The organism is uncultured Citricoccus sp., assembly GCF_937871995.1.
In the GTDB taxonomy this organism is placed as follows: Bacteria; Actinomycetota; Actinomycetes; order Actinomycetales; family Micrococcaceae; genus Citricoccus.
The window spans coordinates 44,304-70,529 of record NZ_CALMQR010000069.1; the positions used below are offsets into that span (position 1 = coordinate 44,304).

Sequence of the window (26,226 nt, forward strand, 5' to 3'; positions counted from 1 at the left end):
CCACCCGTTCCCGATGTGCTCCCGGAGGGGTCAGCGGGACCGGCCCCGGCCGGCGTCGATCGTCTCGACGGCCGGTTCATCGGTCGCGCCGGACCGGGCCCGCCGGTGGCGCCAGGCGGCGATCCCCGCGAGGACGGCGGCGCCGGCCAGGAACGGCAGGCCCAGCCGCCACACCTCCCACTCCACCTGCGTGGCCAGCGCGATGCAGGACATCAGCCCGGCGACCGGCAGGAACGCGGGCACCCGGAAGTGACGGTGCCCCACCGCGTCGCGGCGCAGCACGAGCACGGCGGCGTTGACGGCCGCGAACACCACCAGCAACAGCAGGACCATCGTGCTGGCCAGGATGTCCAGGGTGCCGGTGAGGGCCAGGACCAGGGACAGGGCGGTGGTGACCAGGATGGCCACCCACGGGGTGCGGCGCCGGGGCAGCAGCGCGGCCAGCACCGGCGGCAGCAACCCGTCCCGGGCCATCCCGTAGGCCAGCCGGGAGGACATGATGCCGGTGAGCAGCGCGCCGTTGGCCACCGCCACCAGGGCGATGACGCTGAAGACCACGGGCGGGATGATGCCGGCGGCCTCGACCACCTGCAGCAACGGGGCGGTGCTGGCGGCCAGCTCCTCGGTGGGGATCACCGCCGAGGCGGCCATGCCGACCAGGGCGTAGACGACGCCGGCCACGGCCAGCGCCCCGAACAGGGCCCGCGGGTAGGACCGTGAGGGGTCCTTGGTCTCCTCGGCGACGTTCACGCTCGTCTCGAAGCCCACGTAGGAGTAGAAGCCCAGGACGGCACCGGCCAGCACCGCGGAGACCGGACCGCGCTCCGGCGTGCCCAGCTCGACCAGCCGGCCCAGGTCCCCCTCGCCGCGGGCGAGCACGACCACGCCCAGGGCGATCACGAGCAGCAGGCCGGAGACCTCGATGATCGTCGCCACCCGGTTGGCCCCCATCGACTCCGTGATGCCGCGGGCGTTCAGCGCGGCCAGCAGTCCCAGGAACACGATGACCACCAGGGCCGTGGGCAGGGTGATGAACTCGGTCAGGTAGTCGCCGGCGAAGCCGAGGGCCAGGGCTCCCACGGAGACGATCCCGGCGGACAGCATGCAGAACCCGACGAGGAATCCGGTGAACGGCCCGAAGGCACGGGTGGCGTAGTGCGAGGAGCCCCCGGCCCGCGGGTACTTCGTCGCCAGTTCGGCATAGGACCCCGCGGTCAGCAGGGCCAGCACCAGGGCCGCCACCAGGGGGACCCAGACGGCCCCGCCGGAGAGGCCGGCGATCTCGCCGACCAGGACGTACACCCCGGCCCCGAGGACGTCACCCAGGATGAACAGGAACAGGCCCGTGGTGGTGACCGTGCGGCGCAGGGACCGGGTCTCGCCGGAGGCTGTGGTGGAGGGCATGGGATCACAGTAGACGGCGCCGGGGCGGGGTGCCGAGTCCCCGTGCGCATCCGGGGTCTGAGAGGGTGCGATGCGCACGGGGCCCCTCTACGATGACGGTGTTCGCCTCCCCGCGCGGGACGCGTCCGCCATCGGATCCCGCAGGACGGAACAGGACGGATGCAGCATGGACCCCAGGACGTCCCTCTGGCATGACACCCACCCGGTCCCCGCCACCGGCACCGACCACCTCTCCCCGGGTGACCGGTTCGACACCGTGGTCGCCGGCGCGGGCTTGACCGGGCTGGCCACCGCCGTCCTGCTGGCGCGCGCGGGCCAGCGCGTGGCCGTGGTCGAGGCCCGCTCGGTGGGGGCCGTGGCCACCGGGAACACCACCGCGAAGGTCTCGCTGCTCCAGGGCACCACCCTGGCGGAGATCAGCCGTCACCAGTCGGACCAGGTGCTGCGCTCCTACGTGGAGGGCAACCGCCGGGGGCAGTCCTGGCTGCTGCGCTACCTGGACGAGAACGGGATCGACTACCAGCGCAGGCCCGCCTACACCTACGCCACCACCCACGAGGGCCTGTCCCGGCTGCACTCCGAGCTGGAGGCCGACCGCGCCGCGGGCCTGGACGTGACCTGGACACGGGAGACGGACCTGCCCTACCCCGTGGCCGGGGCGATCCGGCTGGAGGACCAGGCGCAGGTGCACCCGATGCAGGTGCTCGACGCCCTGGCCACCGAGTTCCGCCGGCTCGGCGGGACGCTGGTGGAGGGGGTGCGGCTCACGGGCGCGGGCTACCGGTCCCCGCTGGCCGTTCACACCTCCGCGGGGGAGATCAGGGCCGGGCAGCTGGTCCTGACCACAGGGGCCCCGGTCCTGGACCGCGGCGGTTACTTCGCCAAGCTCAGTCCACACCGTTCCTACGCACAGTCCTACCGGGTGCCGGGGCCCGTTCCCCAGGCGATGTACCTCTCCGCGGACAGTCCGTCCCGCAGCCTGCGCACGGCCCCCATCGACGACGGTGAGCTGCTGCTCGTGGGCGGCAACGGCCACGTGGTGGGGCGATCGGCCTCACCGCAGGCCGCCGTGGACGCCCTCGAGGCGTGGACCCGGGAGCACTTCCCCGGAGCGGAGCGCACGCACGCCTGGTCCGCGCAGGACTACCGCTCGGCCAACCTCGTCCCCTTCGTGGGGACACTGCCCCGCGGCGGTGGCCACGTCTACCTGGCCACCGGCTTCAACAAGTGGGGCCTGACCAACGGCGTGTCGGCCGCCCTGCGGATCTCCGCGCAGATCCTCGGCGGTGCCACGGACTGGGCCAGGCCGATGGATCGTCGCCTCACCTCGCCGGCCGACCTGCTGACCGGCCTGAGGGACAACGCCGCCGTCGGTGCCCGGTTGGCCGGCGGCTGGACGTCGGCCGCACGCAGACCCCTGCCCCAGGAGCCTCCGGCCGAGGGCCAGGGCACGGTGGGCCGGGACCACGGCCGGCCCGTGGCGGTCTCCACGGTGGACGGGGTGACCTGCCGGATGTCGGCGGTCTGCCCGCACCTGGGCGGCATCGTCTCCTGGAACGACGCCGAGCGCTCCTGGGACTGCCCACTGCACGGATCACGCTTCACCGCGGACGGCACCCTGCTCGAGGGGCCGGCGGTCACGGGCCTGCGGGCACCCACGGATGCCAGGGGGCGGGCGGACTGAGAGCCGTTCCCCGCAACGGGAGGACCGTGGCCGAGGGGTCGGGGGTGGTGCCCTATGCTGGTGCCACATCGTGAACGACAGGGGAGCGCCGCCCGGCGCTGAGAGTGCGCCCAGCGCAGACCCTCGAACCTGCTCCGGTTAGTACCGGCGAAGGAAGTCGAGTTCTCCGATGGAGCGTGGGGCCCGGTGCCTGACGCGCCCGGATCCCGAGGGTTCGGGCGGCGTGCGTTCCATTCCCCTCCTTGGATCCTTGAGGAGGACATCACATGGTCTCGACGCAGACCCCCGGCAGTGATCACCAGGCCACCCCGCCGGCCGGTACACCGGACCGTCCCGGGCGCTCCCGCCCACACCACGACCCGCGCGGCCCCGCCCACCGCACCTCCGCCCACCGCACCTCCTCCCGCCACACCTGGCGCGTGGTGGACATCGTCGTGGCCGCCGTCGTCGCCGTGGCCAGCGGCGTGGTCTTCTGGGCCTGGAACCTGGCCTATGCGGGACTGGGCGGGGTGTTCCTGGCGTTCCCGCCGTCGTCGGGACTGGTCGCCGGCATGTGGCTGTTCCCGGCGGTCCTGGGTGCACTGCTGATCCGCAGACCGGGTGCCGCGCTGTTCACGGAACTGGTGGCTGCCGCCGTCTCCGCGTTGCTGGGGTCCCAGTTCGGCCTGACCGTGCTGGCCTCCGGACTCGTCCAGGGCATCGGGGCCGAGCTGGTCTTCCTCCTGTTCCTCTACCGTCGCTTCACCCTTCCCGTGGCCCTGCTGGCCGGTGCCGCCGCGGGAGTGGCCTGCGGTCTCAACGAGGCCTTCCTGTTCGCCTGGTTCCCCGAGTACACGCTGGCCTGGAAGTGGCTCTACGTGGGGTTCACCGGCATCTCCGGGATCGTCATCGCCGGCCTGCTGAGCTGGCTGGCCACCCGCGCCCTGGCGGCCACGGGCGCACTGGCCGCCCTCCCGTCCCGCGGCGCCCACCGGGAACCGGCGGGCCGGGGGTGACCGCGGCCACCGTCACCGCGCAGGGCTGGGGCTGGCGGCACGCCGGACGCGACCGGGCCGCCGTCGCCGGCCTGGACCTGACCATCCCACCGGGGCAGCGGGTCCTGCTCGCCGGGCCCTCCGGGGCCGGGAAGTCCACTCTGCTGCACGGACTGGCCGGCGTGCTGGACCCGGCGGACGACTCGGAGGAGACCGGCCGGCTGCTGCTGGACGGCGTGCCCACCCGCGAGCTGCGCGGCCACGCCGGGTTGGTGCAGCAGGACCCCGAGACACAGGTGATCCTCTCGCGCGTGGGGGACGACGTGGCCTTCGGCGCGGAGAACCTCCGCGTCCCGCCGGACGAGATCTGGGACCGGGTCCGACACGCCCTGGCCGCGGTCGGGCTGGGGGAGGACGAGGGCATCGCCCTGTGGCGGGACACGTCGCGACTGTCCGGCGGGCAGAAGCAACGGATGGCCCTGGCCGGGGTCCTGGCCATGCGCCCGCCGCTGGTCCTGCTCGACGAGCCGACCGCCAACCTCGACCCCGCCGGTGTGCTCGAGGTCCGCGACGCCGTCCTGGCGGTGGTCGAGGCCATCGGCGCCACCCTCGTGGTCGTGGAGCACCGGCTCGGGACGTGGGCCCGGCACGTGGACCGGTTGCTCGTCCTGGAACCGGGCGGGGGCATCAGCCACGACGGCACCCCCGCCGCGCTGCTCGCACCCGGCCCCGTCCGGGAGGAACTGGCCGCGGCCGGGGTGTGGGTGCCCGGGGTGGTGCCCGAACCCGTCACCCCCGCCCCCGGTGGTCCGCGGCCGGCCGCGGAGCCCTCCGGACCGGCACGGAGCCCGCGACGGGACCCTGCCGGTCACCGGGACCCTGCCGGTCACCGGGACCCTGCCGGTCACCGGGACCCCACGGGGACCGCGCTGTTGTCCGCCCGGGACCTGGCGGTGTCCCGGCACGCGGTGAGGCCCGGCTGGCGCCGCCGCCTCGGGCCACCGCCGGTCCCGGTGCAACACGGACTGGACGTGACCGTGGAGGCCGGGGAGGCCGTCGTCGTGACCGGGCCGAACGGGGTGGGCAAGTCCACGCTGCTGCTGACCCTGGCCGGGCTCATCCCGGCCCACGCCGGGACGCTGACCGCCACCGCCGCCCTGAAGGGACACGGGGTCCGGCTGCCGGACGACCCCCACCGCTGGCCCGCCCGGGACCTGGTGAGCCGGATCGGCACGGTGTTCCAGGAGCCCGAGCACCAGTTCGTCGCGGCCACGGTGCGCGAGGAACTGGCCTTCGGGCCGCGTCACGCCCGGGACCACCGGACGGGCACGCTGCGGTGGTCGGCCGCACAGGCCCGGGGCCGCGCCGACGAATTGCTCGAGGCCATGGGACTAACCGGACTGGCCGAGGTCAACCCCTTCACGCTCTCCGGTGGGGAGAAGCGCCGGTTGTCCGTGGCCACCGTGCTGGCCACGGGCCCGGACGTGGTGTTCCTCGACGAGCCGACCTTCGGGCAGGACGCCAACACCTGGGCGGTGCTGACCGGGATGCTGCGCCGGCTCGTCACCGAGGGCAGCTCCGTCGTCGCGGTGACCCATGACCAGGACTTCGCCGCGGCCCTCGACGCCCGGGTGGTGGAGCTGACATGAGCGCCGTCCTGACCGCCCCGGCCCCCTCCCGCCCCGTGGCGGGCTCCCCGATGGAGCGGGCCCACCCGCTGGCGAAACTGGCCGCCCTGCTGCCGGTCACCGCCGTGCTGGTGGCGTCCATGGACTGGGTGTCCTCGGGCCTGGTGCTGTTGGCGGCGGTGGCCCTGCTGCCGTTCTCGGGCATCCGCGCCGGGGAGTTCCTGCGCCGGGCGTGGCTGCTCGTGGCCGCCGCGCTGGCCTCGGCGTGGGGCACCGCGCTGGTCGGCCAGGACACGGGGCGGATGCTGCTGGAGGCCGGACCGGTGTCCGTCTCGGAGGGGTCGGCGTTGGCCGGAGCCGCGACGGGCCTGCGCATCCTGGCGGTCGCCCTGCCCGGAGTGATCGTCTTCGCGACCACGGATCCCACCGACCTGGCCGACGCGCTGGCCCAGCGGCTGCGTCTGCCCGCGAGGTTCGTGCTCGGCTCGCTGGCCGCCTTCCGGCTTCTCGCCATGCTGACCGAGGAGTGGCGCGTGCTGGGCCACGCCCGGCGTGCGCGGGGCGTGGGCGCCGGCGGGGGCCCGGTCCGCCGCACGACGTCGTGGCTGGGACAGGTGTTCGGGCTGCTGGTGCAGGCCATCCGCCGTGCCAGCCGGCTGGCCGTCACCATGGAGGCCCGAGGCTTCGGGGCCGGCGCCCGGACATGGGCCCGGACCTCGGTCTTCACCGCGGGGGACGTCCGGCTCGTCCTCGGTGGGTGCGCCCTGGCCGCGCTGGCCGCCGGCCTGGCCCTGGGGACGGGGGCGTGGAACCTGGTCTGGGCCTGAACCCGCCCCGGGCCTGAACCTGCCCGGGGCCGGACTCAGTGCAGCGGGCCGTGCCGCCCGGGGGACCTGTCCTCGTCCAGGAAGGCCGAGAGCCGGTCGGTCAGGTCCCGGTCCACGTCCAGCGCGACCCCGTCCAGGGAGGTCACCGGGGCCACCCCGCGCACGGAGGACACGAGCCACACGCCGTCCGCGTCGAACAGGTCCGACGGCTCCAGCGGACCGTAGCCGAGGTCCCAGCCGGCCGCCTGGGCGGCGGCGAAGATGGTGCCCTGGCTGGTGCCCGGCAGGATCCCGGAGCTGCGCAGCGGCGTGACCAGCTCCACGGCGTCCGGGCCGTCGGCGGCCGGGACCCGGCGGGCCAGCAGCACGGTCGAGGTGGGGCCCTCGAGCACCTTGCCGTCGGAGGAGACGAAGATGACGTCGTCGGCCCCCTGGGCGGCGGCGAAGCGCATGGCCGCCATGTTCACGGCGTAGCTGAGGGTCTTCGCGCCCATCAGCAGCCACGGGGCCCGCTCGGAGACGGAGGAGTCGAAACCGCGGTCCAGGAGCAGGACGGACAGGCCGCGCTCGCGCCCGGACGCCAGGCCGGGGGAGACGGGGGAGACCAGTACCCAGTACGTACCGGTCAGTGCGGGTGCGTCCGGGGCGGTCCCCGCGGTGATGTCCTTCAGCTCGCCGTCGGATCCGGTGTCCGCGGTGCCCCGCACGTAGTGCCCGCCGCCGGGGGCGCCCTCGGGGCCCCGCGTGGCCACGAGCTTGACCACGGCGTCCCTGCCCGGGTTCCCGGCCGCGTACGCGCTCAGCCCGGTGACCGCCGCCTGGCGCCAGGCCTGGGCGTCCGGGACCGGCAGGTCGAGGGAGGCGGCCGAGGAGATCAGCCGCTCCAGGTGGGAGTCCTCCTTGCGGATCCGGTGCCCGGTGTCCCCGGCGAGGGCGGTCATCGTCTCGAAGATCCCGTCCCCGCGGGTCAGGCCCTGGTCCGTGACCAGCACGGCAGGCTGCCGTGGATCGGCGACCCGGGTGCCGACCCCGTCCGCGGACGGGTCGAGGAACACGACCACGGAGCCGCCGGGCTCCGGGATGAATGATGCGGAGTGGTGCGTCATGGACCCCAGACTACGCATCCGTCCCCGCGTTCCGAGCACACCGTCGGGTGCGCGCCGGCACCGGCACACACCCGACGGTGGCCTCGGCCGGGCGGGCAGCGGACCGCGCGGTCCCGTCAGACCCGGGCCGGTTCCGGTTCGGGGGCCGCCTCGCCGGCGCCGTCACCCGGGGTGCCCTGCCTGGCCGCGTCAGCCGCCGGCCGGCCGGGCCCCGCGGAGGCGTGGTCGCGTTCCAGGGCGGCGCCCTCCACGTCCACGTTCGGCAGGATCCTGTCCAGCCACCGCGGCAGCCACCAGGCGGCGTCGCCGACCAGGTGCATCAGGGCGGGCATCAGCAGCAGCCGCACCAGGAAGGCGTCCAGCAGCACCCCGAAGGCCAGGCCGAAACCGATGGGCCGGATCATGGCGGACTCGGCGAAGACGAACCCGCCGAACACGGAGATCATGATGATCGCCGCGGCGGCGACCACGGCCCGGCCCGCGTGCAGGCCGTCCATCACGGCCACCCGGGCCGGGGCCCCGTGGGCGTAGGACTCGCGCATGCCGGAGGAGATGAACAGCTGGTAGTCCATCGCCAGGCCGAACAGCACGCCCACCATGATGGTCGGCAGGAAGGCCAGGATCGGCCCCGGGTTGTGCACCCCGAACACCGCGGACAACCAGCCCCACTGGTAGATGGCCACCACGCCGCCCATGGCCGCGAAGACGGACAGGATGAACCCGCCGGTCGCGATCAGCGGGACCACCAGCGAGCGGAACACCAGGATCATGATGAGCAGGGACAGCCCGACGACGACGCCCAGGTAGAGCGGCAACGCACCGGAGAGCTTGTCCGCGACGTCGATGAACCCACTGGTCATGCCGGCCACGGCCAGGCCGGAGGCCTCTCCGGCCGGGGCGGTGGCCCGCAGGTCGTGCACCAGTTCCTCGGTCGAGACCGCGTTGGGTCCCTCGGCCGGGATGACCTGGAACATCATCATGGTGGAGTCCTCGTTGACGGCGGCCGGGACCACCACCTCCACGTGCTCCAGGGACGCCAGCTGCTCGCCGACGGCGACCTGCTGGTCCATGACCTCGCCCTCGTCCAGGCCGGCGGGCAGATCGGCGGTCACCACGAGCGGGCCGTTGTACCCCTCCCCGAAGGCCTCACCGAGGGCCGTGTAGGACTGGTACGCGGCCGACTCCGGCGGTTCGGAGCCACCGTCCGGCAGTCCCAGGCGCATGGAGAAGAACGGGATGGCCACGATCGCCAGGGCGAGCACGGAGCCCAGGGAGATCAGCACGGCCCGGCCGGTGGGCATGGCCGCGCGCCGCGGGCCGGCACCGTGGGACCGGCGGGCCTGAAGATGGCCGGCGGAGGCCGACTCGCGGCCGCGCTCCTCCTGGCGGCGCAGTCCCGCCTCCACCGCGCGGACCTCCTGCTCCCGCTGCAGGCGCCCGCGTTCCGTGCGGCTCAGCGCGCGGTGGCCGATCAGCCCGAGCAGCGCGGGGGTGAGGGAGACGGCGATGAGCACGGCGATCAGCACGCAGAAGGCGCCCACGGTGCCCATCAGGCCCAGGAACGGGATGCCGGTGACGTTCAGCGCGGCCAGCGCGATGATCACGGTCAGGCCCGCGAACACCACGGCGTTGCCGGAGGTGCCGTTGGCCAGGCCGATCGACTCGTGCAGCGGGGCGCCGTCCTTGAGCTGGCGGCGGTGCCGGTTGACGATGAACAGCGCATAGTCGATGCCCACGGCCAGGCCGAGCATGAGGCCCAGCACGGGGGTGACCGAGAGCATCTCGATCATGCCGGAGAACGCCAGGGACCCGGCGGCCCCGATGCCCACGCCGATCAGGGCGGTGAGGATCGGCAGGCCCGCGCCGATGAGGGTGCCGAGCATGATGACCAGCACGATGGCGGCCACGACCAGGCCGATGACCTCGGCCGGGCCCACGATGTTGGGGATGGTCTGGGACAGCGAGGTGGTCGGCAGCACCTCGACGCCCTCGATGTCCGCGTCCTCCAGGGCGGAGACCACGGCGCCCTGGATGTCCTCGGTGACGTCCAGGGTGGGCCGGTCGAACACCACGTTCCCGACGGCGGTGCTCCCGTCCTCGGAGACGGTGCGGTAGTCCCCGGCCAGGGCCAGCAGGTCCTCGCCGCGGTCGAGGTCGGCGCTGCCGGCCTCGGCCTCCACCGCGCCCTCCTCCAGCTGCGTCCGCTGCTGCTCGAGCTGGGCGCGGCCCTCCTCGAGCTGGGCGCGGCCGGCGTCCAGCTGGGCCTGCTGGGCGTCCAGCTGGGCGGTCACCGCCGGCGGGGCACCGGCCGCCTCTGCCTGGGCCCGGCCGGCGCCGAGTTCGGCCTGTCCGGCGTCCAGCTGCCGCTCGGAGGCGTCCAGCTGCTCCTCGGCCCGGGCGATCTGTTCCCGCCCGGACTCGACCTGCTCCTGCCCCTCGGCCAGCTGGGCGCGGCCGTCCGCGATCCGGGCACGCTGGTCGGACAGCTCGGCCTCGGTGGTGAAGGGGTCCACCACGGAGTCCACGCCCTCCAGGCCCTCGACCTCGGAGAGCACCTCGCCGATGCCCTGGCGCTGGTCCTCGGTGAGCTCCGTGCCGTCGGTGGTGCGGAACACCACCGAGCCGGTGCCGTTGGCCGCCTCGGGGAACTCCTCCTGCAGCCGGTCCGTGACCTGGGACGTCGGGGTGCCGGGGATCGTGATGGAGGTGGTGAGGGTGCCGCCGAAGGCCAGGAACCCGCCCACGGACAGGGCCAGCGCCGCCAGCCAGGCGACGATGGCGACCCAGGGCCGGCGGGACGAGGCGAAACCGAGGCGGTAGAGCAGTTCGGCCATGAGGGGCGCTCCTTCGGGAGGGAAAGGCTGCAGCGGGGACCGGGGGCGGCGCATCATGGGCAGAGTCCGCCGGCGGGTCCGGCGACCACTATAGTAGACGGACCGTCTCGTATTGAAACAGGGTCCCCACCGGCCCCCGGTGCCCGAGAGGGTGCCAGGCACCCGGGGCGGGGGACCGGCCGGCACAGGAGGTCATCGGTGAACGCAGCATCAGAGCCTGCTTCCGCAGAACAGCGGGGGCGTCCGCGCAGTGAGAGGGCCCGCGTCGCCGTCCTGACCGCCGCCGCCGACCTCATGCTGGTCGGCGGATTCGAGCACCTCACCGTCGAGGGCATCGCCGCGGCGGCGGGCGTCGGCAAGCAGACGGTCTACCGCTGGTGGGGATCCAAGGCCGAGGTGGTCGTGGAGGCCATCGCCGAGAAGTACCTGGACGTGCCGATCGGCGGGCCGGTGGACACCGGGGACCTGCGGGCGGACCTGCGGGCGTGGCTGCTGGAGATCCGTGACCGGGTCGAGGAGGGGGACACCTCCCGGCTGGTGCAGGCCATCATGTCCGCCCTGGCCGCGGCGGGAGAGACGGCCGAGGCGATCGACGAGGCCCTGATCCAGCCGATCATGACCGGCCTCGACGCCAGGTTCCACGCGCATGACCGCGCCCACCCGCGCTCCCTGCCGGCGCCGCCGTCGTTCCTGGCCGAGACCGTGGGCGCGAACCTGCTGCTGCACGTGATGTTCGGCCGGCCGCTGGACGAGGAGCGGATCGGGCGGTTGCTGGACCTGGTGGCTCCGGCCGCACCGTAGGCTGAGGGGATGCTCTGGCCGCTCGCCGAGTTCGGCAACTATCCCCAATGGCTGACGATCCTGTCCTGGATCATCGACGTCGGCATCCGCGTGCTGCTGCTCGGCATCGTGCCGGGCGGCCGCCGGCCCGCCGTGGCGATGGCCTGGCTGCTGGTCATCTTCTTCCTGCCGCTGCCCGGTCTCGTGCTGTTCCTGCTGCTGGGCTCGTTCCGGCTCGGTGGCCAGCGCCGGTCCCGGCAGCGCTCGGTCAACGAGGCCCTGGGCCGCGCCACCTCGCACCTGACCCTGCCCAACGAGGCCGGCCACGCGCCCCTGTACGTGGCCTCGGCCGCGCAGCTGACGCGGAACCTGACCAGTTTCCCCATGCTCGACGGCAACCACTTCGAGTTCATCACCGACTACCGCGCCTCGATGCAGCGGATGGCCCAGGACATCGACCGGGCGACGGACTACGTCAACCTGGTCTTCTACATCGCGGCGCTGGACCCCGAGGGCCGCGAGGGGTACACCAACGAGGTGCTGGACGCCCTGGAACGGGCGAAGGCCCGCGGGGTGCGGGTGCGGATCCTGTTCGACCACATCGCCTCGCTGCGCGTGCCGGGATACCGGAAGCTGGTCCGCCGGCTGGACGCGGCCGGGCTGGAGTACCACCCGGCCATGCCCGTGATGCCGCTGCGCGGCAAGTACCAGCGCCCCGACCTGCGCAACCACCGCAAGATCCTCGTGGTGGACGGGCTGATCGGCTACACCGGGTCGCAGAACCTCATCGAGCCCGGGTACAAGCGGCGCTCGGCCCACCGCATGAACCGGCAGTGGGTGGACCTGATGGCCCGGATCACCGGGCCCACCGTGGCCTCACTGGACCTGGTCTTCGCCACCGACTGGTTCTCCGAGACGGGGGACACCCTCGAGGGCCAGCTGCGGGACCCCACCGAGGAGGAGCTGAACGAGCAGGACGGTTCGATCGCCCAGGTGGTGCCCTCCGGTCCCGGGTTCTCCAACGAGAACAACCTGCGCCTGTTCAACCACCTCTTCTACGCCGCCAAGCGCCGGCTCGTGGTGGTCTCGCCGTACCTGGTGCCGGACGACTCGATGCTCTACGCCCTGACCACCGCCGCCCAGAAGGGCGTCCACGTGGAACTGTTCGTGTGCCGCAAGGCCGACCAGTTCATGGTCCACCACGCCCAGCAGTCCTACTACGACGCCCTCCTGGCCGCCGGCATCCGCATCTGGCGCTACCCGGATCCGAACGTCCTGCACGCCAAGCTGTTCACCGTGGACGACGACGTGGCCGTCTTCGGGTCCTCCAACATGGACATGCGCTCGTTCTCGCTGAACATGGAGGTCTCCGTGCTCACGGTGGGCTCGGAGATGGTCGAGGCCCTCACCGAGGTGATCGAGCAGTACCGGGAAGTCTCCGAGGAGCTGACCAAGGAGGAGTGGGACGCCCGTCCGCGGGCCCAGCGCTGGGTGGACAACGTCTTCCGCCTCACCTCGGCCCTGCAGTGAGCCGGTGAGGCTCCCGGACCGGTTCAGGCCAGCTGGCCGAGCACCTCGTTGAGCGCCTCCGTCGAGGAGGGGTGGGTCCAGATGCCGTCCCGCAGCGCGGAGGCGGTGACCTGCGCCCGCATGGCCAGGGCCACGAGGTTGACGACCTCCTGGGAGTCCACGTGGAACAGCCGGGCGCCGAGCACCTGGTCGGTGTGCGCGTCCACCACCACCTTGATGACCCCGCGCGGGTCGTCGACCGCCTTCGGCCGCGGCATCGCCTTGATCCCGGTCACCTTCGCGAAGGCCACCCGCACGTCCCGGCCGGCCTCCCGGGCGGCGCGTTCGGTCAGGCCCACGGAGGAGAACGGCGGCGTGAGGAAGAGGGTGGCCGGCACCCCCGCCCGGTCGCCGACCCGGCGTGAGCCGTCCCCGTCCAGTGCGCTGAGCACCACCCGGTGGTCGTCCAGGGACAGGTAGGTCTGCTGCTGCCCGCCGTGCACGTCACCCATCGCGAAGACCCGGTCGGCGGAGGTGCGCAGCTGGTCGTCCACCACGATCGCGCCCCGGTCGTCCACCTCGATCCCGGCGGCGTCCAGTCCGAGCCCCTCGGTGGCCGGGCGCCGTCCGGTGGCGAACAGCACCGCGTCCACCGTGGGGCCGGTGCCCTCCTCGAGCTGGACCGTCACACCGTCCGGCCCGTCCTGCAGTCCCGTGACCGAGGCGCCGGTGCGCACGGTGATGCCCGCACCGATGAGCACCTCGGCGACGGCGTCCGCGACGTCCTCGTCCTCATGCGGCAGGATGCGCCGGCCGCGGTTCAGCACGGTCACCTCGGCACCGAAGCCGGAGAACATCGAGGCGAACTCCAGCCCCACCGGCCCGCCGCCGACGATCGCCAGCCGCCGCGGGAAGGGCCTCACGTGCTGCAGGGAGGTCGAGTCGTGCACGCGGGGCCCGTCCGCACCCGGCAGGTCCGGGACCACCGGGGCGGAGCCGGTGTTCACCACGACGGTGCGTCCGGTGATGCGCATCCGCTCGGCCCGCCCGGACCCGCCGGCGGAGGGCGTCACCTCGACCTGGCGCTCACCGACGAAACGGGCCCGGCCGTCCACGACGGTGACGGTGTCACGGTCGAAGAGCAGGTGGAAGCTGGTGTCGTTGAGCCTGCCGGTCAGCGAGTCACGGCGCCGGACGGCGGATTCGAAGAACTGCTGCACATCGTCCTGGTCACGGCGGGTGGAGGCCGAGTGGATCAGGGCCTTGGTGGGCACGCAGGCGACGTTGATGCAGGCACCCCCGTACATGGCCGCCGACTGTTCCACGAGGGCCACGGTCCTGCCGGTCCCGGCGGCCGCCGCGGCGAAGGTCTTGCCTCCCTTGCCCCAGCCGATGACCAACACGTCCACCTCGAGGTGGCGCGGCGTGCCGCCGGCCCGGGTGGTCGCGTCAGGGGTGGTCCGGGGTGTTCGGGCGGGATCGGTCATGGTCCTCACCGTAGTCCCGCGCGCAACCGTCCTGTCAGTACCGCGGTCCCTCGGCGTCGTCGTCGGGGAACGCCGCCCCGAGCACCCTGAGGACGCCGTGGGCCTTGGTGCGCACCTCGTCCCACTCCTCCTCCGGCACCGAGTCCGCGGTGATGGCCCCGCCGACGCCGAGCGACAGCCGCGTCCCGCCGCTCCCGGGCCCCGCCGGGCCGGTGGCGACCAGGGTGCGGATCAGCACGCTGAGGTCGGCCGCGCCGTCGTCGGACAGGTACCCGGCCACGCCCGAGTAGACCCCGCGCGGTCCGGACTCCAGTCGCTCCAAGATCTCCATGGTGGAGATCTTCGGGGCGCCGGTCATCGACCCCGGGGGGAAGGCCGCCGCCACCGCCTCCGCCCGGGCGACGCCGGGTTCCAGGTGCGCGGTCACCGTGGACACCATCTGGTGGACGGTGGGGTAGGACTCGATCGCGCACACCCGCTCGGTGGCCAGCGTGCCGGGCACGGCCACCCGGGACAGGTCGTTGCGGGCCAGGTCCGTGATCATGATGTTCTCCGCCCGGTCCTTGGCCGAGGACGCCAGTTCCCCGGCCAGCGCCGCGTCCCGTTCCGGCGTGCGCCCGCGGGGACGGGTGCCCTTGATCGGTTCGGTCACCATGCGGCCGGCGGCGGAGATGGCCAGGAACCGCTCGGGACTGGTCGAGAGCAGTTCGACGACGGCCGGCCGACCGGACCCGGATACCGCCGCCGGGTCCGACACCGGGTCGGCCGCCGGGGCCGTCGCCCGCAGGTACAGCGTGAACGGCGCCCGGTTGGCCGCCACGAGCCGGCGGTAGGTCCGCCAGCCGTCGAAGGGCGCGGTGCCGGGCCGGCCCCGGGTGGACGTCTCGAGGGACGCCTCCAGCATGGTCGTCAGGCAGACCTCGTAGGTGTTGCCCTCGTGGATCTCGTGCTGGGCGGCGCGGACCTTCTCCAGGTAGCCCGCGCGGCAGTCGCGGAGCGTGAACACGGGGACCGGCCCGGCACTCGCGGCCACGACCCCGGGGCCCACGGCAGCCGCGGCACCGGCACCCGCACCCCCGGTCCGCATGCCCTCGCCACCCGTGCCCCCGACGCCCGTGTCCCCGACGCCCGCCGCCGCGGCGACCCGATCCGCCCAGGCCGCGCCGGCGTCGTCGTCCGCGGGCCACCACAGCGTGGTGGTGCCGGCCCGGTGGTCCACCGTGGCCACCCGTGAGGGGCGGAACAGCAGCGCGTCCGCCGGCCCCTCGCCCGCTCCGCGCAGGGTGGCGGCCCCGTCCGGGGAACCGGCCTCGCGCTTCAGGCCGTACCCGAGCCAGCCCATCCAGCCGGACCGGAAGGGTGCCTCCGGGGCGGGTTCGGCGGTCGGCGCGGAGGCAGGCGCGCCGGCCGGCCAGACCCCGGCCAGCCAGCGGAACCACGGGCCCTCCCGTCTGACGGTGACCGGGCCCTGGCGCACCACCGTGACCCCGTCGGCATGCTCGGCGACCGGGTCGTCATCGCTCGCCAGGCCGAGGATGGCGTGCCGGCTGCGGCCGGGGGAGGGCGTGGTGGCGTGGTCCGAGCTCTCCAGCAGCATCGCCACCGAGGCCGCCGGGCCCCCGGCGGCCTCGAACAGGGACTGCGGGTCGCCGGCGCCGGCGACCGTGCGGTGGTGCAGGGGCGGCCGGGCCGGCGCGGGCACCAGGGCCAGGGAGGTCTCCCAGCCCGGCAGGGTGCGCAGGGCCTGGACGAGCAGCGGCGCGGCGCCGGCCGTCCCGGTGGTGCTGTCCACGGTGATCCCCGCCTGGGACGCGGGGTCCTCGAGGGCCAGGTACGCGTCCTCCTGGGCGGCCCACCGGTCCCAGTGCGGGGCGAACGTCCTCCCGTCCCGGCCCAGGGCCCGGTCCTTGCGGTCAGCGGCCGGCAGCTCGACCCACACCAGGGCGTCCAGTGCGGCGCGGGCGGCACCGGTCCCGGCGCCCACGCCCTCCAGGATCACGACGTCGACCGGCCGCGTGCTGCCCGCCCGGCCCGGCCGCCCGCCCTCCCAGTCCCACCAGCTCCAGTAGGCGGTGCGGCCGGCGGACAGGGGGATGACGACCTCGGCGGCGTAGGTCTCCAGGGCGGCGGCGAGCCCGTCCCAACCGGGGTAGATGGAGTCCAGGTGGAAGACCTCGACGTCCAGGTGGGGGCGCAACAGGGCCGCGAGCTCCAGGGCCAGGGACGTCTTGCCCGCACCGGAGCGGCCGTCCACGGCCAGCAGCAGGGGGCGACGGGCCACGGTGGTCTCCGGAGGGTCGAGGGCGGTGGTGCGGGGGTGTGCTGGGGGTGCGGGGCGTCGGCTCCGCGAGCACCCGGACCAGTCTACCGAGGTGGGGTCACGGCCCGTCGGTGAGGGGCCCGGTGACGTCCAGCTCCTCCAGCGCGGCGGTCGCGGCCGCGACGACCTGCGCGGCCGTGTCCATCTGCTGCGGCGTGAACTGGGCCAGGTGTTCCATCATCAGCCGGCTCATGGGGGAGAAGATGGCCCGGCCCTCGGCCTGTGCGGAGGGCGTGTGCTGGACGAACACGCTGCGCCGGTCCGTGGTGGAGCGCCTGCGCTCGGCGTGCCCGTTGGCCACGAGGCGGTCCACGAGTGCCGTGGTGGAGGCGGAGGTGAGGTTGAGCAGCTGGCCCAGGTCCTTGGGGGTGGTCTGCAGCCCCTCGGCCTGCCGCTGCATCAGCAGGGACAGGGCGCGCAGGTCCGTCCGGTACATCCCGTGCTGGTTCCCCGCGGCCTCGACCATGCGGTCCGAGGCCTCGGCGTAGCGCCGCAGGGCGTGGATGAGGAGACGCATCTGCTCGGAGTCATCGGGGGCCTGAGGGGCATCCGGCATGCGCTTCTCCTTCGTGCGGCGGTGGATGACAGGCCGTCCATTCTACGTCCCGGCCGCCTCCACCACCCTACCTGCCTAGCCTAGAAAGTATCTTGAAGATCAAGATATATGCGCTACGCTGGGCCCATGCAGCCAACACTCACCCCTGAACGGGCCCCGAGCGCCACCGGGTCCTCGTCCCCGTCCTCTCCCGGCGCTCCACGCGGGTCCTCGTCCGTGAAGTCCATCGGCCTGCGCGTGGGCGTGGCCATCGTCCTCGTCCTGGCCTGGCTGGCCGGGACGGGTATCGGCGGCCCCACCTTCGGCAAGCTCTCGGAGGTGTCCTCGAACGACCAGTCCACGTTCCTGCCCGCATCCGCCGAGTCCACCCGCGCCGGGGAATGGGTGGGCGAGTTCAGCGGGACGGACCAGATCCCGGCCCTCATCGTGGCCGGGCTGCCGGACGGCCAGGCCATCCCGGAGGACGCCCGGGGTGAGCTGGACGCGCTGGCCGCCCTCGGTGAGGACCTCGGTGCGGCCGAGGGCGTGGACCAGGTCGTGGGGCCCAACGTCTCCGAGGACCGCGAGGCGGTGCAGTACATCGCGATCATCGACACCGCTGCCGCCGAGCCGGACGTGGTGGTCGAGGAGCTGCGCGGGCTCGTCCAGGATGCCTCCGGCGGCCTGGAGACCGCCGGGGACGGCGCCCTGTCCGGGGTCGAGGTGCACGTGGCCGGCCCCGCCGGCCTGGCCACGGACCTGGCGGGCGCCTTCGCCGGCATCGACGGCCTGCTGCTGGCCGTGGCGCTGGGCGTGGTGTTCGTCATCCTCGTGCTGGTGTACCGCTCCGTGCTGCTGCCGATCCTGGTCCTGCTGAACTCGGTGGCCGCCCTCAGCGTGGCCATCCTGGCGATCTACTGGATGGCCAGGGCCGACTGGATCAGCCTGAACGGCCAGTCCCAGGGCATCCTGTCGATCCTCGTGATCGGCGCGGCCACGGACTACTCCCTGCTGATGGTGGCCCGCTACCGCGAGGAGCTGCGCCTGCGGCCGCAGGCCTTCGACGCCCTCAGGGCCGCCTGGAAGGGCTCCTTCGGGGCCATCACCGCCTCGGCGGCCACGGTGGCCATCGCCCTGCTCTGCCTGCTGGTCTCGGACCTGAACTCCAACAGCTCACTGGGACCCATCGCGGCCTCCGGCATCGTCCTGGCCTGGGCCGCCACGCTGACGTTCCTGCCCGCGATCCTGTACCTGACGGGGCGGGCCGCCTTCTGGCCGTCGATCCCGCGCGCGGGCGTCCCCCTCACGACGAGGAAGGCCTTCACCCAGCCGGAGGACGCCACCGGTCGGCCCATCGCCGGACTCGAGGAGAGCCACGGCGTGTGGACCCGGATCGGCGCACTGGTGGCGCGCAGGCCGCGCGCCGTGTGGATGGTCACCGCCGCCGTGCTGGCCCTTGGCGCCATCGGCGCCACCCAGCTGCAGGGCAGCGGCGTGGCCCAGACCGACGTGATCCTGGGGGAGTCCGACGCCAAGGCCGGACAGGTCGTCCTGGAGGAGCATTTCGACGCGGGCACCGGCTCGCCGGCGACCGTCATCGCCCCGGCCGACCGGGCCGACGAGGTGCTCGAGGCCGTGGAGGGCACCGACGGCGTCGGCTCGGCCTACCTGACCGCCGAGGGCGGCGCACCGGCCGGGACCCCGGACCCGGAGGCGCTGGCCGAGCTCCAGGAGCAGGCCGCGGCCGCCGGCCGGGGGCAGGGCCAGGCACCCGAGGGTGCCGCCGGACCTCCCGCTGGACCCCCCGCCGGGGTGAGCGGAGGGGCCGGCGACGGGGCCCCGGAGACCGCCGGGCCGCCGTCGGGCATTCCGGCGGAGGTGCCCACGCTCCAGCCGCAGGAGGTCGACGGCCGCGTGTACCTCCAGGCGACCCTGCAGGACCCGGCCGACTCGAAGGAGGCCGAGCAGACGATCATCGAGCTGCGCGAGACGCTGCACGCGATCGACTCCGAGATCCTGGTCGGCGGCACCTCCGCCACCGCCCTGGACTCCAACACCACGGCCCAGCAGGACCTGCGCACGATCATCCCGCTGGTTCTGCTCGTGGTGCTCGTCATCCTGATGATCCTGCTGCGCTCGATCGTGGCCCCGGTGCTGCTGGTCCTGGCCACCGTGCTGAGCTTCGGCACCGCCATCGGCGTCTCCGCGCTGGTGTTCAACGAGGTGCTCGGCTTCCCGGGGGCAGACCCCTCCGTGCCGCTGTACGGGTTCGTGTTCCTGGTCGCCCTGGGCGTGGACTACACCATCTTCCTGATGACCCGAGCGCGGGAGGAGGCGGTGATCCAGGGCACCCGGCCCGGCGTGCTCAAGGCCCTGACCGTCACGGGCGGGGTCATCACCTCGGCGGGCATCGTCCTGGCGGCCACGTTCGCGGCACTGGTGGTCATCCCGCTGATGTTCATGGTGCAGCTGGCCTTCATCGTGGCGTTCGGCGTGCTGCTGGACACCTTCCTGGTGCGCTCGCTGCTGGTGCCGGCCCTGACCTACGACATCGGTCCGAAGGTCTGGTGGCCCTCGAGGCTCTCCCGGGCCGCAGGTGGCGGCGGGGGCCGCCACGTGGCCGGCTGATCCCCGGATCCCCTCCACCACGGCGCAGGGCCCCGGCATCGTCACGATGCCGGGGCCCTGCGCCGTGCCGGCGGTCCGGCCGGCCGATCCTGCGGGAGGATCAGGACTTTTTGGCGGCGCCCTTCCGGGCCGCGCCCTTCTCCGTGTGCTCTCCGGCGGTGCTCAGCTCGCCCGCGGCGTTGGTCAGGAACGAGCGCAGGAACCACTGGAACTGCTCGAGGCCGCCGGTCTGGCCGATGAGGATGTCCTCGGTGACCGGGTCCAGCTTGCCGGCCTCCTCGATGGCGTTGCGGTGATCGGCGATGACGCCGTCGTAGACCTGGTCCAGGGCGGCGATGTGCTCGATGGTGTCCGCGCGGCCCAGGTCGTAGTCGTCCCAGGTCCGCTCCTTCACCAGGGCGCCGGGGGTGCCCGTGGGGGAGACGCCCAGGGTCGCCATGCGCTCGGCCAGCACGTCCACGGCGGCACGGACCTCCTCGATCTGGGGATCGAGCATCTCGTGCACGCCGATGAAGTTCTGGCCGACCACGTTCCAGTGGGCGTGCTTCAGGGTCAGCTGCAGGTCGTTCAGTGCGTGCAGGCGCAGCTGGAGGATCTCGCCGACACGGTGGCCGTCCTCGAGTTCGAGTCCGGGAACGGTGTACGTCGCAGGGGTGTCCTTGGCTGCCATGATGACTCCTTTCCGGGCGGCGCCACAGACGTGCTGCGGGCGCCGCGGTGGGTGATGTCCTCACTCAAACACCCGGAACGTCGCCGTGCAAGAAGCGCCCAGGTCGACGTCAGGAAACTCCCAGCACATTCACATGGTCGCCATCGGTGCTGGTGGGGGCCGTCCGCCCCTGGCCACCGGGGCGGGGGTGCGCCCCCACCCACCCGGTGCCCGGCCGCCTGCGCCCGTGGGCACCGGGTGCGCGGTGATGGACTCCAATCATGGCCGGGAATGAATCCCGGACCGCCCCGGTTGTACTCGGCGACACAAAGTTGAGTCAGATGGACTCAAGGCAGATTGACACGGAACTCCCGGCCATGAAACCTTGAGTCCTGAACGCTCAGGTGGCTGGATGGCAACGGGTCGACATCGGCTCGCGTCACCTCTCACCGGGCGTCTGAACCGCATCACCTCCAATCGTCAGGGAAAGGAACCGCCATGTCCCGTGCAGTGGGAATCGACCTCGGTACCACCAACTCCGTCGTCTCCGTCCTCGAGGGCGGCGACCCCGTCGTCATCGCGAACGCCGAAGGCTCCCGGACCACCCCGTCCGTCGTGGCCTTCTCCAAGTCCGGGGAGGTGCTGGTCGGCGAGATCGCCAAGCGCCAGGCCGTGAACAACCCGGAGCGCACCATCGCCTCCGTCAAGCGCCACATGGGCACCGACTGGTCCACCGAGATGGACGGCAAGAAGTACACGCCGCAGGAGATCTCCGCGCGCACCCTGATGAAGCTCAAGCACGACGCCGAGGACTACCTGGGCGAGAAGGTCACCGACGCGGTGATCACCGTGCCGGCGTACTTCAACGACGCCGAGCGCCAGGCCACCAAGGAGGCCGGTGAGATCGCCGGCATGAACGTGATGCGCATCATCAACGAGCCGACCGCGGCCGCGCTGGCCTACGGCCTGGAGAAGGGCAAGGAGGACGAGCTCATCCTGGTCTTCGACCTCGGCGGCGGCACCTTCGACGTCTCCCTGCTCGAGGTGGGCAAGGACGAGGACGACTTCTCCACCATCCAGGTCCGCTCCACCGCCGGTGACAACCGGCTTGGCGGCGACGACTGGGACCAGCGGGTCGTCGACTGGCTGCTGGCCCAGGCCAAGTCCAAGGGCGCCGACCTGTCCAAGGACAAGATCGCCCTGCAGCGCCTGAAGGAGGCCGCCGAGCAGGCCAAGAAGGAGCTGTCCTCGGCCACCTCCACGAACATCTCGCTGCAGTACCTGTCCGTCACCCCGGAGGGCCCGGTGCACCTGGACGAGCACCTGTCCCGCGCCAAGTTCCAGGAGATGACCTCGGACCTGCTGGAGCGCACCCGCCAGCCGTTCAAGGACGTCATCAAGGAGGCCGGCGTCTCGGTCTCGGACATCGACCACGTCGTGCTCGTGGGTGGCTCCACCCGCATGCCGGCCGTGGCCGACCTGGTCAAGGAACTGGCCGGCAAGGAGCCCAACAAGGGCGTGAACCCGGACGAGGTCGTGGCCGTGGGCGCCGCCCTGCAGGCCGGCGTGCTCAAGGGCGAGCGCAAGGACGTGCTGCTGATCGACGTCACCCCGCTCTCCCTGGGCATCGAGACCAAGGGCGGCGTGATGACCAAGCTCATCGAGCGCAACACGGCCATCCCGACCAAGCGCTCGGAGACGTTCACCACCGCCGAGGACAACCAGCCCTCCGTGTCCATCCAGGTCTTCCAGGGTGAGCGCGAGTTCACGCGGGACAACAAGCCGCTGGGCACCTTCGAGCTGACCGGGATCGCGCCGGCCCCGCGGGGCATGCCGCAGATCGAGGTCACCTTCGACATCGACGCCAACGGCATCGTCCACGTCTCCGCCAAGGACAAGGGCACCGGCACCGAGCAGTCCATGACCATCACCGGCGGCACCTCGCTGTCCGACGAGGACATCGACCGCATGGTGAAGGACGCCGAGGCCCACGCCGCCGAGGACAAGGAGCGCCGCGAGGCCGCCGACCGCCGCAACCAGGCCGAGCAGACCGCCTACTCGGTGGACAAGCTCCTCAAGGACAACGGCGACAAGCTGCCCGAGGAGATCAAGACCGAGGTCCAGGCCGACGTCGACGCCCTCAAGGCGGCTCTCGAGAAGCAGGACAACGACACCGAGATCAAGGCCGCCTACGAGAAGCTGCAGGCGTCCCAGACGAAGATCGGTGAGGCCCTGTACGCCTCCCAGTCCGCGGAGGCCGGCGCAGCCGGCGCCGATGCCGGGGCTGCCGGCGGCGAGGGCGCCGGGACCTCCGCCGACGAGGACATCGTCGACGCCGAGGTCGTGGACGAGGACGAGCCGAAGGACGCGGGCTCCAAGTGATCCCCGCCCCCCAGCACCCCTGACACCCGGTCCGCGTGAGCGGACCACCGGACCCGGGCCGGCCGCCCTGCCACACGGCGGGACGGCCGGCCCGCAGGGCACCGGAGGAAAGGACGAGAGACCATGCCCCATCACGGACACGACGAAGAGCACGAAGAGCGCGAGGAGCCGGTGAGCTTCCAGGACAAGCGCCGGATCGACCCCGAGACCGGACAGGTGCGCCAGCCCGCCGGCGGGCAGCAGGCCGCCGACGGCGCGGCCGCGGCGGGTGCCGGCGAGGACGGCGACGCGCTGTCTCAGGCCGAGCGGATCCTCAACGAGGCCGCGGCGGACGCCGAGGGCGATGCCGCGGACGCGGGGATCACGGGCGCCCAGGACCCGGACACGGCCGGCGCCTCCGTCCGCGAGGAGGAACTGCGCACCGACCTGCTGCGCGTGCAGGCGGAATTCGTGAACTACAAGCGCCGCGTGGAGCGGGACCGGAACGTGGCCAAGGACACCGCCATCCAGTCCGTGCTGAGCGCCCTGCTTCCGGTGCTCGACGACCTGGACGCCGCCCGGGCCGCGGGCGACCTGACGGAGGGACCGTTCGCCGCGATCGCCACCAAGTTCGACACGGTGCTCTCCGGGTTCGGGCTGGAGCGGCAGGACCAGGAGCACCTGGCCGGACAGCCGTTCGACCCGGCCCAGCACGAGGCGATGCTGCGCCAGCCCAGCGCCGACGTGCCGGAGGAGCACATCGTGCAGGTCTTCCGCAACGGCTACGTGCGCGAGGGCCGCGTGCTGCGTGCCGCCCAGGTGATGGTCTCCGCCGGCGCGGAGCGCTAGTCATCACCGCCCCGGGCCCCCTCGCCGAACCGAACCGAACCGACCCGAACTGAACTGACCCGAACTGAACTGACCCGAAAGGAGGCACCATGGCCTCACAGGATTGGGTGGACAAGGACTTCTACGCCATCCTCGGTGTCTCCAAGGACGCCTCGGAAGCCGACATCAAGAAGGCCTACCGGAAGCTGGCCCGGAAGTACCACCCGGACCAGAACCCCGGGGACGACGCGGCCGAGAAGAAGTTCAAGGAGATCACCGAGGCCAACGCCGTGCTCTCGGACCCGGAGGAGCGCCAGCAGTACGACGCCATCCGGGCGATGGGCTCCGGTGCCCGGTTCAGCGCCCCCGGCGCGGGGGCCGGTGGCCCCGGCGCCGGCGGCGGGGGCTTCGAGGACCTCTTCGGGGGGCTGTTCACCAGCGGCTCCGGGGGCCGCCGGTCCTATTCCACGTCCGGGGACATCCCGCCGGAGTTCGCCGACCTGTTCGGCGGCTTCAGCGGCGGGGGCGGGGGATACGGCGGGCCCTCCGGAGGCCGCGGCGGGTTCGGCGGCTACGGGACGCCGACCAAGGGCGCGGACCGCACCGCCACCACCACGATCTCCTTCGCCGGCGCCGTGCGCGGGACCACCATCTCGCTGCGGGAACCCGACGGGGACGTCATCGACGTGCGCATCCCCGCCGGCATCAAGGACGGGCAGAAGGTCCGGGCCCGCGGCAAGGGTGCCCCCGGCGCGGCCGGCGCCGGGGACCTGCTGGTGACCGTCAAGGTGCGCGAGCACCCGTTCTTCCACCGCGAGGGCGACAACCTGCGCATCCACGTGCCGATCACCTTCGACGAGGCCGCCCTGGGCGCCACCATCCAGGTGCCCACCCTGGACGGCTCCGTGAAGGTGAGGGTCCCGGCCGGGACCTCCTCGGGGCGGGTGCTGCGCGTCAAGGGCCGCGGCGTGAAGACCTCCAAGGCCAGCGGCGACCTGCTGGTCGAGCTGCAGGTGGCGGTGCCGGCATCCCTGTCCGAGGAGGCCCGCGCCGCCGTCGAGTCCTATGCCCGGGCCGCGGCCGGCCACGACCCGCGGGCCGCACTGGCGGACAAGGCGCGGCTGTGACCACCGCCTGGGAGGACCCGCTGTACGTGATCTCGGTGGCCGCCGAGCTGGCGGGCATGCACCCGCAGACCCTGCGCCAGTACGACCGCATGGGCCTGGTGGTCCCGCAGCGCCAGGGCGGGCGGCAGCGCCGCTACTCCCGGCAGGACGTGGACCGGCTCCGCACCATCCAGCAGCTGTCCCGCGAGGGCGTGTCCCTCGAGGGCATCCGGCGGATCGTGGCCCTGGAGGACGAGGTCGAACGGCTCCAGCAGACGGTCGCCGACCTGGCCGGCCAGATCCAGGCCTTCCAGGCCTACGCCCGGTACCCGCGCGTGTTCGCCGCCGGCGCGCAGGGAGACGTGACCACCACCTTCGACGCCGGGCCGGACCGTGAGGCCGCCGAGCAGGGGTACGCGGCCGCCCGGCGGCGAGGGGCCGGCCAGCGCGACTGGCCCCGACGGCGCCCGGCCGCCGCCCTCACCGCCGGCCCGTCGTCGTCGTCGGCACTCACCCCCTCGGCCCGGACCGTGTCCGGGGTCCTGGTGTGGAAGCCGAAGAACTGAGCCCGGCGCAGGTCGCCCGGCGGGACATCTGGGACCCCGTCGAGCGGCGGGCCACCCGCGAGCGGCTGCGGGCGGACATGCGCCGCCGCCACCTGCTCGGACCCAAGCAGCGGGCCGCCCTCGACGGGATCGTCCACGCGCTCAAGCCCGGTGCCATGGACCCCTCCTTCCCCGACCGCGTCCTGCTCGCCTACGACCTCGGCAACGCCCTTCGCCCGGCGGCCGGGGTCGTCGCCGTCGGGGAGCCGGCCGACGCCACCCACCTGACCTGGCAGGTCTCCGGGATGGGGATCTTCGTGCACTCGGCCATGTGGGGCAGCGCGCGGGAGGCCGGTCAGCTGTGGGCCGCCCAGCGTGAGGCCGGGGCGGCCAGTCCCTGCGTGGTGAGCTGGCTGGGCTACCAGCCGCCGGGGCCGTGGGGAGCGCTCTCCGGCCGGCATGCCCTGCGCGGCGGCGCCCGGCTCGCCCTGCACATGGCCGGCTGGTACGACTACCGCGAGCGGATCGCCGCGGACGGCCCCGGGGACCGCCAGGGCTCCGGGGCCACGGACCCGTTCCCGCACACCGCCGTGGAGGCACACTCCTACGGCAGCATCGTGGCCGCCCGGGCCCTGCAGATGCTGCAGCGCCGCAGGCCACCGCGGTCCGTGGACGCGCTCGTGGTGTCCGGGGCCGTGGGCCTTCCCCGGGACCTGGCCGGGAACCCGCACCTGCTCGGACTGACGCGGGACCAGGTCTACTTCGCGCTGACGGACTCGGACTACCTGTCCTGGCTCGGGTTCCGGCTCTCCGGCCGCAGGCCGTGGACGAAGATGACCCGGCTGACGATCGCGGCGGACGAGGCGCTGGACCTGGCCGCCGCCGTCGGGCACAACACCTCCCGCTTCCGTCCGGGCGCCGGCCCGTTCCGCCGCGGTCACGGCTACCGGGACGCGGGCACGGCCTCCCTGTACCGCATCGCCCGCGCCACCGCGGGCCTGCCCCTCGACTGACACCTCCC

The 26,226-nt window shown here is 73.2% G+C and carries 19 protein-coding genes and 1 riboswitch; of the genes, 12 read left to right on the top strand and 7 right to left on the bottom strand.

The window, feature by feature from the left end:
• Positions 1-30 precede the first annotated feature (30 nt).
• Positions 31-1,404: an APC family permease gene (locus tag Q0283_RS07715; RefSeq protein WP_183527887.1), complete on the bottom strand. Its 1,374-nt coding sequence runs from the start codon at positions 1,402-1,404 to the stop codon at positions 31-33.
• Positions 1,405-1,570: 166 nt separating this feature from the next.
• On the opposite strand from Q0283_RS07715, the gene Q0283_RS07720 reads away from it, so the two are divergent.
• From Q0283_RS07720 to Q0283_RS07735, 4 genes are all read left to right on the top strand, one after another.
• Entirely contained in the window at positions 1,571-3,088 is a 1,518-nt protein-coding gene (locus Q0283_RS07720; RefSeq protein ID WP_298044125.1) for an FAD-dependent oxidoreductase, read from the top strand.
• 69 nt (positions 3,089-3,157) lie between these two features.
• Positions 3,158-3,261: riboswitch (TPP riboswitch) on the top strand.
• Positions 3,262-3,354: 93 nt separating this feature from the next.
• The gene (locus Q0283_RS07725) at positions 3,355-4,083 is read left to right on the top strand and encodes an ECF transporter S component (RefSeq protein ID WP_298044126.1); all 729 of its coding nucleotides are present in this window, start codon (positions 3,355-3,357) and stop codon (positions 4,081-4,083) included.
• Positions 4,080-5,711: an ABC transporter ATP-binding protein gene (locus tag Q0283_RS07730; protein ID WP_298044127.1), complete on the top strand. Its 1,632-nt coding sequence runs from the start codon at positions 4,080-4,082 to the stop codon at positions 5,709-5,711. The genes Q0283_RS07725 and Q0283_RS07730 overlap by 4 nt, the downstream gene beginning before the upstream one ends.
• Positions 5,708-6,517 carry an energy-coupling factor transporter transmembrane protein EcfT gene (locus tag Q0283_RS07735; RefSeq protein WP_183527881.1) on the top strand — a complete coding sequence of 270 codons (810 nt, stop codon included), beginning with the start codon at positions 5,708-5,710 and terminating at the stop codon, positions 6,515-6,517. Before Q0283_RS07730 ends, Q0283_RS07735 begins: the two co-directional genes overlap by 4 nt.
• Positions 6,518-6,552: 35 nt before the next feature.
• On the opposite strand, the gene Q0283_RS07740 is transcribed toward Q0283_RS07735, so the two are convergent.
• Together Q0283_RS07740 and Q0283_RS07745 are read right to left on the bottom strand one after the other, a co-directional pair.
• Positions 6,553-7,623, bottom strand: a complete 1,071-nt coding sequence (locus Q0283_RS07740) for an aminotransferase class IV (RefSeq protein WP_298044128.1) — start codon at positions 7,621-7,623, stop codon at positions 6,553-6,555.
• Positions 7,624-7,739: 116 nt separating this feature from the next.
• On the bottom strand, positions 7,740-10,457 hold the full coding sequence (locus Q0283_RS07745; RefSeq protein WP_298044129.1) for an MMPL family transporter: 2,718 nt from the start codon (positions 10,455-10,457) through the stop codon (positions 7,740-7,742).
• 198 nt (positions 10,458-10,655) lie between these two features.
• On the opposite strand from Q0283_RS07745, the gene Q0283_RS07750 reads away from it, so the two are divergent.
• Positions 10,656-11,258 (top strand): TetR/AcrR family transcriptional regulator, encoded by a 603-nt coding sequence (locus tag Q0283_RS07750; protein WP_221243390.1) that lies wholly within the window; start codon positions 10,656-10,658, stop codon positions 11,256-11,258.
• 9 nt (positions 11,259-11,267) lie between these two features.
• Positions 11,268-12,767, top strand: coding sequence for a cardiolipin synthase (cls, locus tag Q0283_RS07755; protein ID WP_183527874.1), 1,500 nt, complete (start codon positions 11,268-11,270; stop codon positions 12,765-12,767).
• Positions 12,768-12,790: 23 nt separating this feature from the next.
• Here cls and Q0283_RS07760 read toward each other — a convergent pair whose 3' ends face one another.
• The 3 genes from Q0283_RS07760 to Q0283_RS07770 form a co-directional block, all read right to left on the bottom strand.
• Positions 12,791-14,233 (bottom strand): FAD-dependent oxidoreductase, encoded by a 1,443-nt coding sequence (locus Q0283_RS07760; protein ID WP_221243389.1) that lies wholly within the window; start codon positions 14,231-14,233, stop codon positions 12,791-12,793.
• A 34-nt stretch (positions 14,234-14,267) separates the two neighbouring features.
• On the bottom strand, positions 14,268-16,514 hold the full coding sequence (locus tag Q0283_RS07765) for a chorismate-binding protein (RefSeq protein WP_298044130.1): 2,247 nt from the start codon (positions 16,512-16,514) through the stop codon (positions 14,268-14,270).
• A 97-nt stretch (positions 16,515-16,611) separates the two neighbouring features.
• Positions 16,612-17,109: a MarR family winged helix-turn-helix transcriptional regulator gene (locus tag Q0283_RS07770; protein WP_183527870.1), complete on the bottom strand. Its 498-nt coding sequence runs from the start codon at positions 17,107-17,109 to the stop codon at positions 16,612-16,614.
• 126 nt (positions 17,110-17,235) lie between these two features.
• Here Q0283_RS07770 and Q0283_RS07775 point away from each other — a divergent pair, with 126 nt between their 5' ends.
• Positions 17,236-19,716, top strand: coding sequence for an MMPL family transporter (locus tag Q0283_RS07775; protein ID WP_298044131.1), 2,481 nt, complete (start codon positions 17,236-17,238; stop codon positions 19,714-19,716).
• A gap of 100 nt (positions 19,717-19,816) precedes the next feature.
• Here the strand turns inward: Q0283_RS07775 and Q0283_RS07780 are convergent, their stop codons facing one another.
• Positions 19,817-20,386 (bottom strand): Dps family protein, encoded by a 570-nt coding sequence (locus Q0283_RS07780; RefSeq protein WP_183527868.1) that lies wholly within the window; start codon positions 20,384-20,386, stop codon positions 19,817-19,819.
• A 477-nt stretch (positions 20,387-20,863) separates the two neighbouring features.
• Between Q0283_RS07780 and dnaK the strand changes: the two genes are divergently transcribed.
• The 5 genes from dnaK to Q0283_RS07805 all read left to right on the top strand — a co-directional run bounded on the left by dnaK (position 20,864) and on the right by Q0283_RS07805 (position 26,218).
• A complete protein-coding gene (dnaK, locus tag Q0283_RS07785; protein ID WP_183527866.1) occupies positions 20,864-22,747 on the top strand; it encodes a molecular chaperone DnaK in 1,884 nt (627 codons plus the stop codon).
• 123 nt (positions 22,748-22,870) lie between these two features.
• Entirely contained in the window at positions 22,871-23,575 is a 705-nt protein-coding gene (locus Q0283_RS07790) for a nucleotide exchange factor GrpE (RefSeq protein WP_298044132.1), read from the top strand.
• Between the two features lie 89 nt (positions 23,576-23,664).
• Entirely contained in the window at positions 23,665-24,681 is a 1,017-nt protein-coding gene (locus Q0283_RS07795) for a DnaJ C-terminal domain-containing protein (protein ID WP_183527855.1), read from the top strand.
• Complete coding sequence (locus Q0283_RS07800; protein WP_298044133.1) at positions 24,678-25,226, top strand: heat shock protein transcriptional repressor HspR; 549 nt, start codon at positions 24,678-24,680, stop codon at positions 25,224-25,226. The genes Q0283_RS07795 and Q0283_RS07800 overlap by 4 nt, the downstream gene beginning before the upstream one ends.
• Positions 25,208-26,218, top strand: coding sequence for an alpha/beta hydrolase (locus Q0283_RS07805; RefSeq protein ID WP_298044134.1), 1,011 nt, complete (start codon positions 25,208-25,210; stop codon positions 26,216-26,218). The genes Q0283_RS07800 and Q0283_RS07805 overlap by 19 nt, the downstream gene beginning before the upstream one ends.
• The last annotated feature ends 8 nt before the right edge of the window (positions 26,219-26,226 follow it).

Coding starts and splice junctions, on each gene's coding strand:
- Q0283_RS07715 (WP_183527887.1), bottom strand. CDS start 1,404: ATGCCCTCCACCACAGCCTCCGGCGAGACCCGGTCCCTGCGCCGCACG.
- Q0283_RS07720 (WP_298044125.1), top strand. CDS start 1,571: ATGGACCCCAGGACGTCCCTCTGGCATGACACCCACCCGGTCCCCGCC.
- Q0283_RS07725 (WP_298044126.1), top strand. CDS start 3,355: ATGGTCTCGACGCAGACCCCCGGCAGTGATCACCAGGCCACCCCGCCG.
- Q0283_RS07735 (WP_183527881.1), top strand. CDS start 5,708: ATGAGCGCCGTCCTGACCGCCCCGGCCCCCTCCCGCCCCGTGGCGGGC.
- Q0283_RS07740 (WP_298044128.1), bottom strand. CDS start 7,623: ATGACGCACCACTCCGCATCATTCATCCCGGAGCCCGGCGGCTCCGTG.
- Q0283_RS07745 (WP_298044129.1), bottom strand. CDS start 10,457: ATGGCCGAACTGCTCTACCGCCTCGGTTTCGCCTCGTCCCGCCGGCCC.
- cls (WP_183527874.1), top strand. CDS start 11,268: ATGCTCTGGCCGCTCGCCGAGTTCGGCAACTATCCCCAATGGCTGACG.
- Q0283_RS07760 (WP_221243389.1), bottom strand. CDS start 14,233: ATGACCGATCCCGCCCGAACACCCCGGACCACCCCTGACGCGACCACC.
- Q0283_RS07770 (WP_183527870.1), bottom strand. CDS start 17,109: ATGCCGGATGCCCCTCAGGCCCCCGATGACTCCGAGCAGATGCGTCTC.
- Q0283_RS07775 (WP_298044131.1), top strand. CDS start 17,236: ATGCAGCCAACACTCACCCCTGAACGGGCCCCGAGCGCCACCGGGTCC.
- Q0283_RS07780 (WP_183527868.1), bottom strand. CDS start 20,386: ATGGCAGCCAAGGACACCCCTGCGACGTACACCGTTCCCGGACTCGAA.
- dnaK (WP_183527866.1), top strand. CDS start 20,864: ATGTCCCGTGCAGTGGGAATCGACCTCGGTACCACCAACTCCGTCGTC.
- Q0283_RS07790 (WP_298044132.1), top strand. CDS start 22,871: ATGCCCCATCACGGACACGACGAAGAGCACGAAGAGCGCGAGGAGCCG.
- Q0283_RS07795 (WP_183527855.1), top strand. CDS start 23,665: ATGGCCTCACAGGATTGGGTGGACAAGGACTTCTACGCCATCCTCGGT.